The following is a 14643-nucleotide window of genomic DNA, read 5'->3' on the forward strand; positions in this document are numbered from 1 at the left end:
CGCCGGACCCGCGTCACCTGGCCCGGCGAACCCGCGTCACCTGACCCGGCGAACCCGCGTCACCTGGCCCGGCGGACCCACATGGCCTGACCCGGCGGGGCCGCGCGACCAGGCCGCGCGGGCCCGCCGGACCGGCTCAGAACCCGTGCGGCAGCCAGGGGGCCACGAGCCCGCCGAACGCCGACGAGGCCTCGGCCAGGGCCCCTTGCCGCAGCTCGCGCACCCGCCCGGCCGCCGCGAGCGCGGCCAGCGACACCCCGCCGAGATACGCCGCCGCCAACTCCCGCACCGACAGGGCGAGATCGGCGGCGTCCGTGGTGCGGACACAGGACGCGCCCTTCGCGTCCCCGGTCAGCCGCCAACGCCCCGCGTTCCACGGGCAGAAGGCGTCCTCGACCTCGAACACCACGTCCACCGGCGCCTGGTACGTCCGCGCCGCCAGTGCCGCCCCGACCTCCACCAGCCGTACGTACAACGCGTCCCGCAGCCGCAGTTGACACCGCCGGATGTCGGACACCTGGAACTGCCACGCCTCGTCGACGGGCCGTCCGCGCACCTTCAGCGAGGTCGTCAGGTCGATGTCGAACAGGAAGCGCCACAGGGCCGCCTGCGTGGCCGGATCGAGCGCCGCGAGATCCTGCAGGACCACCTGGCCGTTGTGCCCGGCGTCCGTCCACCGCATCGCGACCCGGAACCGGGCGTACCCGGTCGGCTCCCCGTCCCGCTCGGCGACCACGCACTGCAACGCCGAGGCGCCGTCCCGGTCCCGCTCCGGGTCCAGCACCCCCACCCGCTCCCAGCCGGGCTGCCGGGCCAGCATGCCCGCACGGGCCGGCACCGTCCGCGCGTACACCGCCTCACACACGTCCAGGACGTCTGCCGGACGCTCGTAGCGCAGACGTACGGCATCCGTGCCGTCCGGCACGGACAGCGTCACCCGGCCGGTGTCGATCTCCGCGCCGATCCCGAAGGTCGCCGGGGCGTACCCGAACCGGCCGTAGATCGCCGGCTCCGACGCGGTGAGTACCGCCAGCGGCTCGCCCCAGGCCCGCACATCGTCCAGCTGGCGTCGCATCATCGACGTCAGCACCCCGCGCCGGCGGTGCGTGGCGGCCACGCCGACCAGCGTGACGCCCGCCGCCGGCACCGAGGCGCCGCCCGGCACGGTCAGCCGGAACGCGTACGCCCCAGCCGACCCCACACACCGGTCCCCGTCCCACACGCCCAGCGCGCGGTCGACGTCGACGAGCTCGTCGCGCCACAGCGCCACCACCTCGGGCGACTCCTCGTCGCCACCGAAGGCGCGCATCAGGTTGCCGTACCACTGATCCCAGTCGTCCCGCCGCAGCACCCGCAGCTCGGTCGCCCTCTCGGGCAGGTGAAGTGCCATGGGCCATGCGTACCAGGGCCCCGAGGGTCCGGCGAACGAATTTCCCCGTGCCCGACGCGCGACGGCCTCCCGTGAAGTTCACTGTGAGGTCGAGGCTCGGACGGGGGACAAGCGGGACCTCCCGTGCCAAGCGGCAGGTCCGATGGATAGGGTCCCGAACTAATGGCAGCAGGACGAGAGCGGCGCGCAGCGGCCGAGACGTTCACGGCCCGGTTGAAGATGCAATGGCACCGGGCCCGCGTCGGCGTGCGCAGATCCGCCGTGGACTACTTCCGCGGCGACGGCTCGGACTGGATCGCGCTGGCCGGACTGCTGCTCACCATCCCGCTGATCGCGGCCACCACCCTCGCCAACTCGGTCTGGTGCTCACCGGCCGCGCTGGTCCTGCCGATCGTCGCCGGCGGCCTGCTGCTGCGCCCGGCGAGCCTGCTGGGCCTGTACGCGGCCGCGGCCACCGCGCTGATCGTGGAGTCCGTGAAACTGGGCCCCTACACCCAGGGGCCCTCCCGGGTCACCCCGGGCGTGGTCCTGGTCGTCGCCGCCTGCGGCTTCATCGGACTGCTGATCGCCCAGTTCCGCAGCAGGGTCGGCGTGCCCTGGCGGCGCGGCGGCACCATGCTGTTCGACCTGCGCGAACGCATCCGGGTGCAGAGCAAGCTGCCGAAGCTGCCCCGCGGCTGGCACCGCGAGATGGCGCTGCGCCCCGCGGGCGGCCAGTCCTTCTCCGGCGACTTCGTGGTCGCGGCCCGCACCAACGGCGGCCGCACCATGGAGGTCGTGCTGACCGACGTGTCGGGCAAGGGCATGGACGCGGGCTCCCGCGCCCTGCTGCTGTCGGGCGCGTTCGGGGGTCTGCTCGGCTCCCTGCCGCCGCACGCCTTCCTGCCGGCCGCCAACGGCTATCTGCTGCGCCAGGACTGGGACGAGGGCTTCGCGACCTCCATCCACCTGGTCCTGGACCTGGACTCCGGCGACTACGAGCTCTACTCCGCCGGACACCCGCCGGGCCTCCAGCTCAGCGCGGGCAGCGGCCGCTGGGAGGAGAAGGCCGCCGAGGGCCCGCTCCTCGGTGTCTACGACGGCGCTCGGTTCGACCCGGTCAAGGGCTCCCTGCGCCCCGGCGACGTGCTGATGCTGTTCACCGACGGCCTGGTCGAGACCTCCGACCGCGACATCGTCGAGGGCATCGACCGGCTGACCGGCGAGGCCGACCGCTATGTGGTCGGCGGCTTCCAGGGCGCCGCCTGGCACCTCATCGAGGCGGTGGCGAAGGACGTCAACGACGACCGGGCGCTGCTGCTGGTCTGCCGCGAGGGCCCGACCGCGGCGGCCGTCCGGTGACGGCGGCCATGCTGACCCTCGCCGAGGTGGAGGCGCTGGCCCGGGCGGCGCACCAGGGACAGACCGACAAGGCGGGACGGCCGTACGCCGAACACCTGCGGGCCGTCGCCGAAGGCGTGCGCGTGCGCGGCGGGGACGACGAACAGATCGCGGCGGCCTGGCTGCACGACTCCGTCGAGGACGGCGCGCTGTCCGCGCGATGGCTGGACGAGGCCGCGCTGAGCGCGCGCACCAAGGACATCGTGCTCGCCGTCACCAAGCGGACCGGGGAGGACCCGGCGGCGTACGCGCGGCGCGTCCTCGCCACCCCCGGGGCGTTGCTGGTGAAGGAGGCGGACCTGGCGCACAACGCGGACCCGGCGCGCCTGGCGGTCCTCGACCCGGCCACCCGGGACCGGCTGACCGAGAAGTACGCCCACATGCGCCGGCTCCTCGGCCTCACACCCTGAAGACGCGCCCCGAAGGGGCGCTCTTCAGGGGCGCGGGGAACTGCGCGACCAGCCACGACGAACCCGCGGCCAAGATCCGACGGACGCCCGGCGAACGCCCGACGGCGCTCAGCGAACGCCCGACGGCGCTCAGCGAACGCCCGACGGCGCTCAGCGAAGCCAAAGGCACCCAGCGGAGCGCCTACGCTCCGACCTTCACGCGTTCACGCGCCACTTCCGCCGCGTCCCGCTTGAAGGCCCACGCCATCGTCGGCTCCATCGCGAACCGGAACACCCGCTGCACGGGCGGGGTGCACAGCAGGGTGACGGCCGCGGCCGCGAGGGCGCTGACGAGGATCTCGCCGAGCGGCCGGTGCAGCCAGGTGTGCTCGAACCAGCCGCGATACTCACCGGCCTTGATCAGGAAGCCGTGCAGCAGATAGCCGTAGAGCGTGCCCGCGCCGAGCGCCGTGAACCACAGCCTGCGGCCCGGTACCCAGGCGAAGAAGCAGGCGGTCAGCACCAGCGAGCAGCCGAACAGCGCCAGTTGCATCACCGGCCCGGCCCACCAGGGCGCGGCCAGCTCCTGTGCGGCGTCGCGGTGGTAGAGCCACGCGGCGTTCATCCGCGGCACCGCCCACCAGCCGAAGGCCAGCGCGAACGCGAACACCGGGACGGCGGCGATGCGCACCGAGCGGCGGCGCACCAGCCGGAAGTGCTCCGGCTTCAGGCACAGCCCCAGCACGAAGAACGGCAGGAACTGAAGGACGCGTTGCAGGTCCAGGTCGTCGCCGATGGCCGGGGTGACGGACGCGAGCGCGGCCACGCCGAGCGCGAGCGGCAGCGGATGGCGCACCAGCTTCCAGATCGGTGTGGTGAGCCGCCAGATGAACAGGGCGCACAGGAACCAGGTCAGGTACCAGGGGTCGAGGAGGCTGATCTCCTGGTCCGGGGCGTGGTCCACGACCCGCCTGAACAACGGGTAGGCCGTCTCGAAGAGGACGTACGGCACCAGGACACCGGTCACGAGCCGCTTCAGCCGGTCCGGGCGCGCGTCGAAACTCCGGGAGAAGAAGCCGGAGATGATGACGAACGCGGGCATGTGGAACGCGTACACGACCATGTACACGCCCTGGAGGATCCGGCTGTCGCCCTTCAGCGGCTCCCAGGAGTGGGCCACGGCCACCAGCACGATCGCCAGGTACTTGGCGTTGTCGAAGAACGAGTCGCGCCGCTTGGGCCGGTTCTGCGGCTGATCGCCGGACTCGTGCTGCTTGTTCTGCATGTCCGGCTTGTCCTGGTTGTTCTGATCCTGCTGAACATGCGGCGAGGGCGAGGCGGCGTGGAACATTTGAGGCACCCTAGCGTCGTATGTGGGTTTCCGTAAAACACCCCACGTCAATAAGGTTTATGGGGTCCGGGTACCCCGCAATTTCCCCAAGTCGACTTCGGTGTCGACGTGATGGCGCCCACACGGTCGACGCTCCGGCGCGGAGGTTCCTCCCTTGATGTCGCAATTCATCCATCCGAAAGGGTGCATATCGGCGCTGGTGAGGGTGCTTGCCGCGACCCTCGGCCGGTGAATCGAATTGGCTGTGCGCGGGCTGTGCCGATACCGAAACGATCTCTGCAATTTCCTGTGCGAGTGGGGCCTCGAATTGCTGTGCCCACCCCGTCCGGCGCCCTTTCGCGCGAACGCCCGGGACCGGTTCCGGCCGATGATGCGTCACGGGCCGCATACGCGGGCCGTGTTGGTGGCACGATGGTTCTGGCGGGGTTGCGCGGGGCCGGCATCCCCAGGCCGGGAGAGCGGACCGACCGAGGGTGTGATCAGTTGTGGCCATTTCACTGTCCGTGGTGCTGCTGTTGGCGATCATCCTGGTGGTGTTGATCCGGGGCGGCTCGATCAAGGCGGGGCCCGCGATCGTCGCGATCCTGTTCGGCTTCTTCCTCGCCTCGACCGGCATGGCCCCGTCGATAAACCGTTTCCTGAACTCGCTCGCGGACACGATCAACTCGATCAACTTCTGAGTCGACCGTTCCGGCGGGACCGCTCGGCCCGGGACCGCTCGGCCCGGGGCGCGCGGGAGCGATGGCGTGTGCGCCGGAGCGGGAGACGGCGCGCCTGGCGGCACCTCGGGGCGCGAAGGAGTGAATCCGGGCGCGTCGAAGTGATCTTGATCCCGGCACCGGCAAACGCATCAGGGCCCGGTCGGAAGATCACTCTTCGGACCGGGCCCTGAATACATACAGAGCGGGCGACGGGAATCGAACCCGCGTAGCTAGTTTGGAAGACTAGGGCTCTACCATTGAGCTACGCCCGCACGGATGTGTCGCAGGTCAGGTGACCGCGGCACACAGGCATCGTAGCGGTTCGCACGCGCTCACCGCACACTCCCTACGTCCGCCGGAAATACGGCAGCCCCGCTGCCTGCGGGCATGTACCCTACGTCTCGCACCAGACGGGGTGTGGCGCAGCTTGGTAGCGCGTCCGCTTTGGGAGCGGAAGGCCGTGGGTTCAAATCCCGCCACCCCGACCATCCGGACGGCAGTCCGGACGGATCACCCTCGCGTGATCGCCTTTGGGGGCGGGTAGCCGCTGCGGTTACTATGCAAGCTGCGCGCCCGTGTGTCTCTTGTTCTGAAGTCTCCGGGCGACGAAATCCGCCGGACCCGTCGGGTCCCGGCAGAAAACCAGAAGTCAGCCACAAGGAGACCGAACCGTGAAGAGCGCCGTGGAGACCCTGAACCCGACTCGGGTTCGGCTCACTGTCGAGGTGCCCTTCGAGGAGCTCAAGGACAGCCTCGACGCGGCGTACAAGAAGATCAACCAGCAGGTCACGGTGAAGGGCTTCCGCAAGGGCAAGATCCCGGCCCGGGTCATCGACCAGCGGTTCGGCCGTGGCGCCGTGCTGGAGGAGGCCGTCAACGACGCGCTCCCGAAGTTCTACACGGAGGCGGTCAACGAGGCCGAGCTCGCCGTGCTGGGCCAGCCCGAGGTCGACATCACGGAGCTGAAGGACGGCGAGACGCTGAACTTCACCGCCGAGGTCGACATCCGCCCCGCCCTGGAGATCCCGGACTACTCCGGCATCGAGGTCGAGGTCGACGCCGTCGAGGTGTCGGACGAGGACATCGAGAAGTCGGTGGAGCAGCTCCGTGAGCGCTTCGCGTCGACGAGCCCCGTCGAGCGCGCCGCCGTGGACGGCGACGTCGTCACCATCGACCTGGAGGCCAAGGTCGACGGCGAGGTCCTCGAGGACGGCGTCGCCGAGGGTGTCTCGTACACCATCGGTTCCGGCGAGCTGCTGGACGGCATCGACGAGGCCGTGAAGGGCCTGGAGGCCGGTGGCGAGGCCACCTTCACCTCCGAGCTCAAGGGCGGCTCGGCGGCCGGCAAGGAGGCCGAGGTCACCGTCAAGGTCACCCAGGTCGCCGCCCGCGAACTGCCCGAGCTGGACGACGAGTTCGCGCAGCTCGCCTCCGAGTTCGACACCCTCGACGAGCTCAAGGCCGACAGCCGCAAGCGCCTCGAGAACATGAAGCAGTACGACCAGGCCACGCAGGCCCAGGAGCGCGTCCTGGAGAAGCTGCTCGAGCTGGTCGAGGTCCCGGTCCCCGAGAAGCTGCTCGAGGACGAGATCAACACCCGTAAGCACAACCTCGAGCACCACCAGCTCGGCCAGATGGGCCTCGACCTCGCGAAGTACCTGGAGATCCAGGGCAAGACCGAGGAGGAGTTCGACGCCGAGACCAACGAGGCCGCGGTCAAGGGCATCAAGACCCAGTTCGTGCTGGACGAGCTCGTCAAGCGCGAGAGCCTGAACGTCAACCAGGAGGAGCTCACCGAGCACCTCATGCGTCGCGCCGCGTCCTCCGGCATGTCCCCCGACCAGTTCGCCCAGGCGGTCGTCGAGGGCGGCCAGGTTCCGCTCCTGGTCGGCGAGGTCGCCCGCGGCAAGGCCCTGGCCCTGGTCGTCGAGGCCGCCACGGTCAAGGACACCAACGGCGAGATCGTCGACCTGGACGACGAGGAGGAGGCCGAGGAGGCCGCCGCCGAGGTCGTCGCCGAGGCCACCGCCGAGGCCGAGGTCGAGGAGAAGCCCGAGGCCTGAGCCTCGCGCCGCTTCTGACACACGCAGGACGAAGGGCCCCGGGACGCACTGCGCCCCGGGGCCCTTCGCCGTGTCTCCGGCCGCCCGTGCGCCCGGGCAACCGGCTGCCCGGCTGCCGAGTCGCCCCAGCCGCCGCTCGCCCGCTCGCCCGTACACCCGGCCGCCCGCCCGGGAACCGTGAGACCGGCCGGCCGTCCGCGAACCGCGCGCACGGGCCCGGGGCGGCTCCGGCCGTGCGGCCGTGCGGTCTCACGGTTCCCGGGCTGCGCCCGCCCGGGAACCGTGAGAGCGTGTGGCCGGGCGGACGTTCCGCGAGCCGTGAGACCGTACGCCCCGCGGCCGCCGGCGCCGCGGAAGACCCCCGTAGCCCGCATTCCGCCCCGGCCGGCCGGGCGACCTGCGCTCACAGCGAACAGTTCCCTTTGCGGGATTCCCCGAAGGGACCCGCGCGTTAGGGTCCATGAGTACGAGGGCAGGGGAGTCCCCGGAAACGGCCGGACGGCCCTGAGCCCCGGCAGTACACGTGAGACGGCCCGGCGCCGTCGTAAGACGAGCAGGTGGATACGTGACGAATCTGATGCCCTCCGCCGCCGGCGAGCCTTCCATCGGTGGTGGCCTCGGCGACCAGGTCTACAACCGGCTGCTCAACGAGCGGATCATCTTCCTCGGCCAGCCGGTCGACGACGACATCGCGAACAAGATCACCGCACAGCTCCTTCTCCTGGCCGCCGATCCGGAGAAGGACATTTATCTGTACATCAACAGCCCCGGCGGTTCGATCACGGCCGGCATGGCGATCTACGACACGATGCAGTTCATCAAGAACGACGTGGTGACCATCGCCATGGGTCTCGCGGCCTCGATGGGCCAGTTCCTGCTCAGCGCGGGCACGCCCGGCAAGCGCTTCGCGCTGCCGAACGCCGAGATCCTGATCCACCAGCCCTCCGCGGGTCTGGCCGGATCGGCCTCCGACATCAAGATCCACGCCGAGCGGCTGCTGCACACCAAGAAGCGCATGGCCGAGCTGACCTCCCAGCACACCGGTCAGACGGTCGAGCAGGTCACCCGCGACTCGGACCGCGACCGCTGGTTCGACGCCTTCGAGGCCAAGGAGTACGGCCTCATCGACGACGTCATCCCGACGGCCGCCGGCATGCCGGGCGGCGGCGGTACCGGAGCGGCATAGTTCGGGCCCATTCGGGCCCGAACCATGCCCGGCTTCCATGGGTGGCCCGCCGTGGCTCCCTGGAGGCCCCGTGCGGGTCCGTTGACAGGCCTTGGCCCCTCGGGGGCCGTACGTGCCGTCCCAGCCGTCAGCCACCGCCCCAGCCCCTCTCAGGAGACACCGTGAACGACTTCCCCGGCAGCAGCCTCTACGACGGTGCGCGCGCCCAGTACACCGGGCCCTCGGCCGAGTCCCGCTACGTCATTCCGCGCTTCGTGGAGCGCACCTCCCAGGGCATCCGCGAGTACGACCCGTACGCGAAGCTCTTCGAGGAGCGCGTGATCTTCCTCGGCGTGCAGATCGACGACGCCTCCGCCAACGACGTCATGGCGCAGCTGCTGTGCCTGGAGTCGATGGACCCCGACCGTGACATCTCGGTCTACATCAACAGCCCCGGCGGCTCCTTCACCGCGCTGACTGCGATTTACGACACCATGCAGTTCGTGAAGCCGGACATCCAGACCGTCTGCATGGGCCAGGCGGCGTCCGCCGCGGCGATCCTCCTCGCGGCCGGTACGCCGGGCAAGCGCATGGCCCTGCCGAACGCGCGCGTGCTGATCCACCAGCCCTACAGCGAGACCGGCCGCGGCCAGGTCTCGGACCTGGAGATCGCCGCGAACGAAATCCTGCGGATGCGCTCGCAGCTGGAGGAGATGCTGGCCAAGCACTCCACCACGCCGATCGAGAAGATCCGCGAGGACATCGAGCGCGACAAGATCCTCACGGCCGAGGACGCGCTCGCGTACGGCCTGGTCGACCAGATCATCTCCACCCGGAAGATGAACAACAGCAGCGTCCGCTGACGCGGTTGCATGTATCGTCTGCCGCCCCTTGGCAGGATCGCACGCCGTGCGCGGCAAGGTGCACGACAAAGTGAACCGTGCCAAGGGGGGCCCGAACGGGGGGCTCGGCAAGGTACCGTCGGACATAAGGCAGCACCAGGAGCCGCTGGACTCGTAAGAGTCCAGGCGTCTCCCAGGCGAAGGGGAAGCACACCGTGGCACGCATCGGTGACGGCGGCGATCTGCTCAAGTGCTCGTTCTGCGGCAAGAGCCAGAAGCAGGTCAAGAAGCTCATCGCAGGCCCCGGTGTGTACATCTGCGACGAGTGCATCGATCTCTGCAACGAGATCATCGAGGAAGAGCTCGCGGAGACGAGCGAGGTGCGCTGGGAGGAACTCCCCAAGCCCCGCGAGATCTACGAGTTCCTCGAGGGCTACGTGGTCGGCCAGGAAGCGGCCAAGAAGGCGCTCTCCGTCGCGGTGTACAACCACTACAAGCGGGTCCAGGCCGGTGAGAACGGCGGCGGTCAAAGCCGCGAGGACGCCATCGAGTTGGCGAAGTCCAACATCCTTCTGCTGGGTCCCACGGGCTCCGGCAAGACGCTCCTCGCGCAGACCCTCGCCCGTATGCTCAACGTCCCGTTCGCCATCGCCGACGCGACGGCGCTGACGGAGGCCGGCTATGTCGGCGAGGACGTCGAGAACATCCTGCTCAAGCTGATCCAGGCGGCCGACTACGACGTCAAGAAGGCCGAGACCGGGATCATCTACATCGACGAGATCGACAAGGTCGCTCGCAAGAGCGAGAACCCGTCGATCACGCGTGACGTGAGCGGCGAGGGTGTGCAGCAGGCGCTGCTGAAGATCCTGGAGGGCACCACGGCCTCGGTCCCGCCGCAGGGCGGCCGTAAGCACCCGCACCAGGAGTTCATCCAGATCGACACGACGAACGTCCTGTTCATCGTGGGCGGCGCCTTCGCGGGCCTGGAGAAGCTCATCGAGTCCCGGGCCGGCGCCAAGGGCATCGGCTTCGGCGCGACGATCCGCTCCAAGCGCGAGCTGGAGGCCAAGGACCAGTTCGAGGACGTCATGCCCGAGGACCTGGTCAAGTTCGGCATGATCCCCGAGTTCATCGGCCGTCTGCCGGTCATCACCTCGGTGCACAACCTCGACCGCGAGGCGCTCCTCCAGATCCTGGTCGAGCCGCGCAACGCGCTCGTGAAGCAGTACCAGCGTCTGTTCGAACTGGACGGCGTGGAGCTGGACTTCGAGCGTGAGGCGCTGGAGGCCATCGCCGACCAGGCCATCCTCCGCCAGACCGGCGCACGCGGTCTGCGCGCCATCATGGAGGAGGTCCTCATGTCGGTGATGTACGAGGTCCCGTCCCGCAAGGACGTGGCCCGTGTCGTCATCACGGCGGACGTCGTTCACTCGAACGTGAACCCGACGCTGATCCCGCGCGACGCCCGCGGCCGCGGCCCGGGGGAGCAGAAGACGGCGTAACCGCCGTACCGCGTACGGGAAAGGGGCCTCGGTCGGCAGACCGGGGCCCCTTCGCCGTCGGCGCGGCCCGTGGCGGGCCGCGCCGTACGGGGTCAGGCCTTGACGCGGACTTCCGTGCGGAACTTCGCCGTCAGGTCGGCCGCGCCCGCCAGGTCCGCGGTCTTGCCGGACATCGCGTCCGCCATGTCGACGTGGATGACGACGCCCAGCGTGCTGTGGTCGCCCCAGATGCACACCGGCATGCTGATCTCGCTCGGCCCGGCCGCCGCGCCCGACGACGAGTCGTCGCCCTTGACCTTGGTCTCCTGGCACTTGAGGACCGCGCCGTCGAGACCGGCCGGCGTGTAGGCCTTCGGGCTGCCGACGACCTCGCCCTCGTCGGCGCCCGCGTTCTTCTTCATGTCGGCGAACATCGCGTCGACGACCGCCTCCGGGTCGTCGATCTCGCCGTACACGCCCATGAAGTTGACCATCTTCATGGCCAGGTAGTTGGTCTCGTTCCCGGACTGGTAACCGGCGTGCACGTCCTTGGCGTTCTTCACGCCGTGCTTCTCGGCGTCCTTGACGTCGTTCTTGTCGAAGCCGCCGCTGTCGGCTTCGGCGGACTTCTTGTAGTCCGTGAGGACCGTCGCCGGCGTCGTCAGCTTGTGCGCCCCGTCGTCGGCGATGTCCGAGCCGCCGCCCCCGCCGCTCCCGCCGAGCACCATGTACGCGCCCACCGCGATCGCGGCCACGACCGCCACCGCGCCGAGGATGACCGCCGTCTTCCGGCCGCCCCCGCCGGGCGCGGGCGGCTGCGGAACGCCGTAGGGCTGCTGGCCGTAGGGAGGCTGCCCGTACGGCGGCTGCTGGCCGTAGGCGTTCGGCTGCTGCGGCACGCCCTGCGGCGGCTGCTGCTGCGGGTAGCCGTAGCCGGGCTGCGGAGCCTGCGGCTGCTGGGGGTAGCCGTAGCCGGGCTGAGGGGTCTGCGGCGGCTGCTGGCCGTACGGGCCGGGCTGGCCGTAGGGACCCGGCTGGCCGTACGGTCCGGGCTGCTGCGGCTGCCCGCCGTACGGGCCCGGCTGGTTGTGACTCATTACTGGGTTCCCCTCCAGAGCTTATGTGTTCCTGACATCCTGGCTCAGGCACAGCCGGCTCATGGCGTCGGGGGCGTCACCGTTACAGAGGAAACACGTTTCGGGACCACCGTGTGACACCCCTAAACTGACCCCGTGACCGACAACGCTCAGCAGCAGCCCTCAGCGCCCCTTACCGAACTGCCGACCCAGTACGCGCCGGCCGATGTAGAGGGGCCGCTGTACGAGCGCTGGGTGGAGCGGGGTTACTTCGAGGCGGACGCGAAGAGCGACAAGCCCGCGTACACCGTCGTCATCCCGCCGCCGAACGTCACGGGCAGCCTGCACCTCGGGCACGCCTTCGAGCACACCCTCATCGACGCCCTCACCCGCCGCAAGCGCATGCAGGGCCACGAGACGCTGTGGCAGCCCGGCATGGACCACGCCGGCATCGCCACGCAGAACGTCGTCGAGCGTGAGCTCGGCAAGGAGGGCAAGTCCCGGCACGACCTCGGCCGGGAGGCGTTCGTCGAGCGCGTCTGGCAGTGGAAGGCCGAGTCCGGCGGGCAGATCTCCGGCCAGATGCGCCGCCTCGGCGACGGTGTCGCCTGGTCGCGCGAGCGCTTCACCATGGACGAGGGCCTCTCCCAGGCCGTCCAGACCATCTTCAAGCGGCTCTACGACGACGAGCTGATCTACCGCGCCGAGCGCATCATCAACTGGTGCCCGCGCTGCCTGACCGCGATCTCCGACATCGAGGTCGAGTACCAGGACGACGACGGCGAGCTCGTCTCGATGAAGTACGGGGAGGGCGAGGAGACGATCGTCGTCGCCACCACCCGTGCCGAGACGATGCTCGGCGACACCGCCGTCGCCGTCCACCCCGAGGACGAGCGCTACAAGCACCTGGTCGGCAAGCTCATCAAGCTGCCGCTGACGGACCGTTCCATCCCGGTCGTCGCCGACGAGCACGTCGACCCCGAGTTCGGCACGGGTGCCGTCAAGGTCACCCCGGCCCACGACCCGAACGACTTCGAGATCGGCCAGCGGCACGACCTGCCGGCCATCACGGTCATGGACGAGCACGCGGTCATCACCGTGCACGGCCCGTTCCAGGGCCTGGACCGCTTCGAGGCCCGCTCGGCGATCGTCGCCGCGCTGCGCGCCGAGGGCCGGATCGTCGCCGAGAAGCGCCCGTACGCCCACTCCGTCGGCCACTGCTCGCGCTGCAAGACCACCATCGAGCCGCGCCTGTCGATGCAGTGGTGGGTCAAGGTCGGCCCGCTCGCGAAGGCCGCCGGTGACGCGGTCCGCGACGGCAAGGTCAAGATCCACCCGCAGGAGATGGAGAAGCGGTACTTCGACTGGGTCGACAACCTGCACGACTGGTGCATCTCGCGCCAGCTGTGGTGGGGCCACCGCATCCCGGTCTGGTACGGCCCGAACGGCGAGGTCGTCTGTGTCGGCCCCGACGACGAGGCGCCCACCGGCGAGGGCTGGCACCAGGACACCGACGTCCTCGACACCTGGTTCTCCTCCGGCCTGTGGCCGTTCTCCACGCTGGGCTGGCCCGAGCAGACCGAGAGCCTCGCGAAGTTCTACCCGAACTCCGTCCTGGTCACCGGCTACGACATCCTCTTCTTCTGGGTCGCCCGGATGATGATGTTCGGCCTGTACGCGATGGACGGCACCCCGCCGTTCCACACCATCGCCCTGCACGGCATGGTCCGCGACCAGTTCGGCAAGAAGATGTCGAAGTCCTTCGGCAACGCGGTCAACCCGCTGGACTGGATGGACAAGTACGGCTCCGACGCGCTCCGGTTCACCCTCGCGCGCGGTGCCAACCCCGGCGTCGACGTCCCGATCGGCGAGGACTGGGTCCAGGGCTCGCGCAACTTCGCCAACAAGATCTGGAACGCCACGCGCTTCGCGCTGATGAACGGCGCCACGGTCGACGGCCCGCTGCCGGCGCCGGAGAAGATGTCGGCGACCGACCGCTGGATCCTGTCCCGCCTGAACGCGGTCGTCGCCGAAGTCGACGCGCTCTACGAGGACTTCCAGTTCGCCAAGCTGTCGGACGCCCTGTTCCACTTCGCCTGGGACGAGGTCTTCGACTGGTACGTCGAGCTGTCCAAGACGACGTTCCAGGCGGGCGGCGAGCCGGCCGAGGTCAGCAAGCGCGTCCTCGGCGAGGTCCTCGACGTCACGCTGCGGCTGCTGCACCCGGTGGTCCCGTTCGTCACCGAGACCCTCTGGACCACCCTCACCGGTGGCGAGTCGGTCGTCATCGCCGAGTGGCCCACGGACAGCGGCTTCCGTGACGCCGGCGCGGAGCGGGAGATCGAGAGCCTTCAGTCGGTCATCACCGAGGTCCGACGCTTCCGTGCCGACCAGGGACTCCAGCCCGGCCAGCGGGTCCCGGCCCGGCTGACCCTCGACGGCACCCCGTTCGCCCCGCACGAGGCGGCGATCCGCCAGCTGCTGCGGCTCCAGCCGGAGGGCGACGCCTTCACCGCCACGGCGACGCTGCCGGTCGCCGGCGCCGAGGTGGCCCTCGACCTGTCCGGCACGATCGACGTGGCCGCCGAGCGCAAGCGGCTCGCGAAGGACCTGGCCGCCGCGGAGAAGGAGAAGGCCCAGGCGAACGCCAAGCTCGGCAACGAGGCGTTCCTCGCCAAGGCCCCGGACAACGTGGTCGACAAGATCCGCACCCGCCTGGCCAAGGCGGACGAGGACATCGCCCGAATCCAGGCCCAGCTGGACCGCCTCCCGGCGGCCTGACGGCCCGTACGTCCACGAAGGCCC

11 protein-coding genes and 2 tRNA genes are annotated in these 14643 nt (G+C 70.0%); 9 read left to right on the forward strand and 4 right to left on the reverse strand.

Translation table 11 applies throughout. The annotated features are described in order from the left end of the window. Positions 1–136: 136 nt before the first annotated feature. Positions 137–1390, reverse strand: coding sequence for a GNAT family N-acetyltransferase (locus ACZ7OY_RS02065; RefSeq protein WP_471909599.1), 1254 nt, complete (start codon positions 1388–1390; stop codon positions 137–139). Between the two features lie 162 nt (positions 1391–1552). Here ACZ7OY_RS02065 and ACZ7OY_RS02070 point away from each other — a divergent pair, with 162 nt between their 5' ends. Both ACZ7OY_RS02070 and ACZ7OY_RS02075 read left to right on the forward strand, forming a co-directional pair. Next, positions 1553–2731 (forward strand): PP2C family protein-serine/threonine phosphatase, encoded by a 1179-nt coding sequence (locus tag ACZ7OY_RS02070; protein WP_471909600.1) that lies wholly within the window; start codon positions 1553–1555, stop codon positions 2729–2731. 8 nt (positions 2732–2739) lie between these two features. Then, the gene (locus ACZ7OY_RS02075) at positions 2740–3180 is read left to right on the forward strand and encodes an HD domain-containing protein (RefSeq protein ID WP_471909601.1); all 441 of its coding nucleotides are present in this window, start codon (positions 2740–2742) and stop codon (positions 3178–3180) included. Between the two features lie 181 nt (positions 3181–3361). Here ACZ7OY_RS02075 and ACZ7OY_RS02080 read toward each other — a convergent pair whose 3' ends face one another. Then, a complete protein-coding gene (locus ACZ7OY_RS02080; RefSeq protein WP_471909602.1) occupies positions 3362–4510 on the reverse strand; it encodes an acyltransferase family protein in 1149 nt (382 codons plus the stop codon). Between the two features lie 485 nt (positions 4511–4995). On the opposite strand from ACZ7OY_RS02080, the gene ACZ7OY_RS02085 reads away from it, so the two are divergent. Continuing rightward, positions 4996–5190: a hypothetical protein gene (locus ACZ7OY_RS02085; RefSeq protein WP_069772786.1), complete on the forward strand. Its 195-nt coding sequence runs from the start codon at positions 4996–4998 to the stop codon at positions 5188–5190. Between the two features lie 222 nt (positions 5191–5412). On the opposite strand, the gene ACZ7OY_RS02090 is transcribed toward ACZ7OY_RS02085, so the two are convergent. Next, positions 5413–5483 (reverse strand) — tRNA-Gly (locus tag ACZ7OY_RS02090). A 139-nt stretch (positions 5484–5622) separates the two neighbouring features. Here ACZ7OY_RS02090 and ACZ7OY_RS02095 point away from each other — a divergent pair. The 5 genes from ACZ7OY_RS02095 to clpX all read left to right on the forward strand — a co-directional run bounded on the left by ACZ7OY_RS02095 (position 5623) and on the right by clpX (position 10783). After that, positions 5623–5699: transfer RNA gene (locus tag ACZ7OY_RS02095), tRNA-Pro, on the forward strand. Positions 5700–5882: 183 nt separating this feature from the next. After that, on the forward strand, positions 5883–7274 hold the full coding sequence (gene tig / locus ACZ7OY_RS02100; protein WP_471909603.1) for a trigger factor: 1392 nt from the start codon (positions 5883–5885) through the stop codon (positions 7272–7274). 577 nt (positions 7275–7851) lie between these two features. Continuing rightward, on the forward strand, positions 7852–8460 hold the full coding sequence (locus ACZ7OY_RS02105; protein WP_385538268.1) for an ATP-dependent Clp protease proteolytic subunit: 609 nt from the start codon (positions 7852–7854) through the stop codon (positions 8458–8460). Between the two features lie 161 nt (positions 8461–8621). Then, positions 8622–9302 (forward strand): ATP-dependent Clp protease proteolytic subunit, encoded by a 681-nt coding sequence (locus ACZ7OY_RS02110; RefSeq protein ID WP_392611459.1) that lies wholly within the window; start codon positions 8622–8624, stop codon positions 9300–9302. A gap of 194 nt (positions 9303–9496) precedes the next feature. After that, the gene (clpX, locus tag ACZ7OY_RS02115) at positions 9497–10783 is read left to right on the forward strand and encodes an ATP-dependent Clp protease ATP-binding subunit ClpX (RefSeq protein ID WP_274238923.1); all 1287 of its coding nucleotides are present in this window, start codon (positions 9497–9499) and stop codon (positions 10781–10783) included. A 92-nt stretch (positions 10784–10875) separates the two neighbouring features. On the opposite strand, the gene ACZ7OY_RS02120 is transcribed toward clpX, so the two are convergent. Then, complete coding sequence (locus ACZ7OY_RS02120; protein WP_471909604.1) at positions 10876–11859, reverse strand: hypothetical protein; 984 nt, start codon at positions 11857–11859, stop codon at positions 10876–10878. Positions 11860–11994: 135 nt separating this feature from the next. On the opposite strand from ACZ7OY_RS02120, the gene ACZ7OY_RS02125 reads away from it, so the two are divergent. After that, positions 11995–14619: a valine--tRNA ligase gene (locus tag ACZ7OY_RS02125; protein ID WP_471909605.1), complete on the forward strand. Its 2625-nt coding sequence runs from the start codon at positions 11995–11997 to the stop codon at positions 14617–14619. The last annotated feature ends 24 nt before the right edge of the window (positions 14620–14643 follow it).

The organism is Streptomyces sp. NPDC107559, assembly GCF_055657365.1.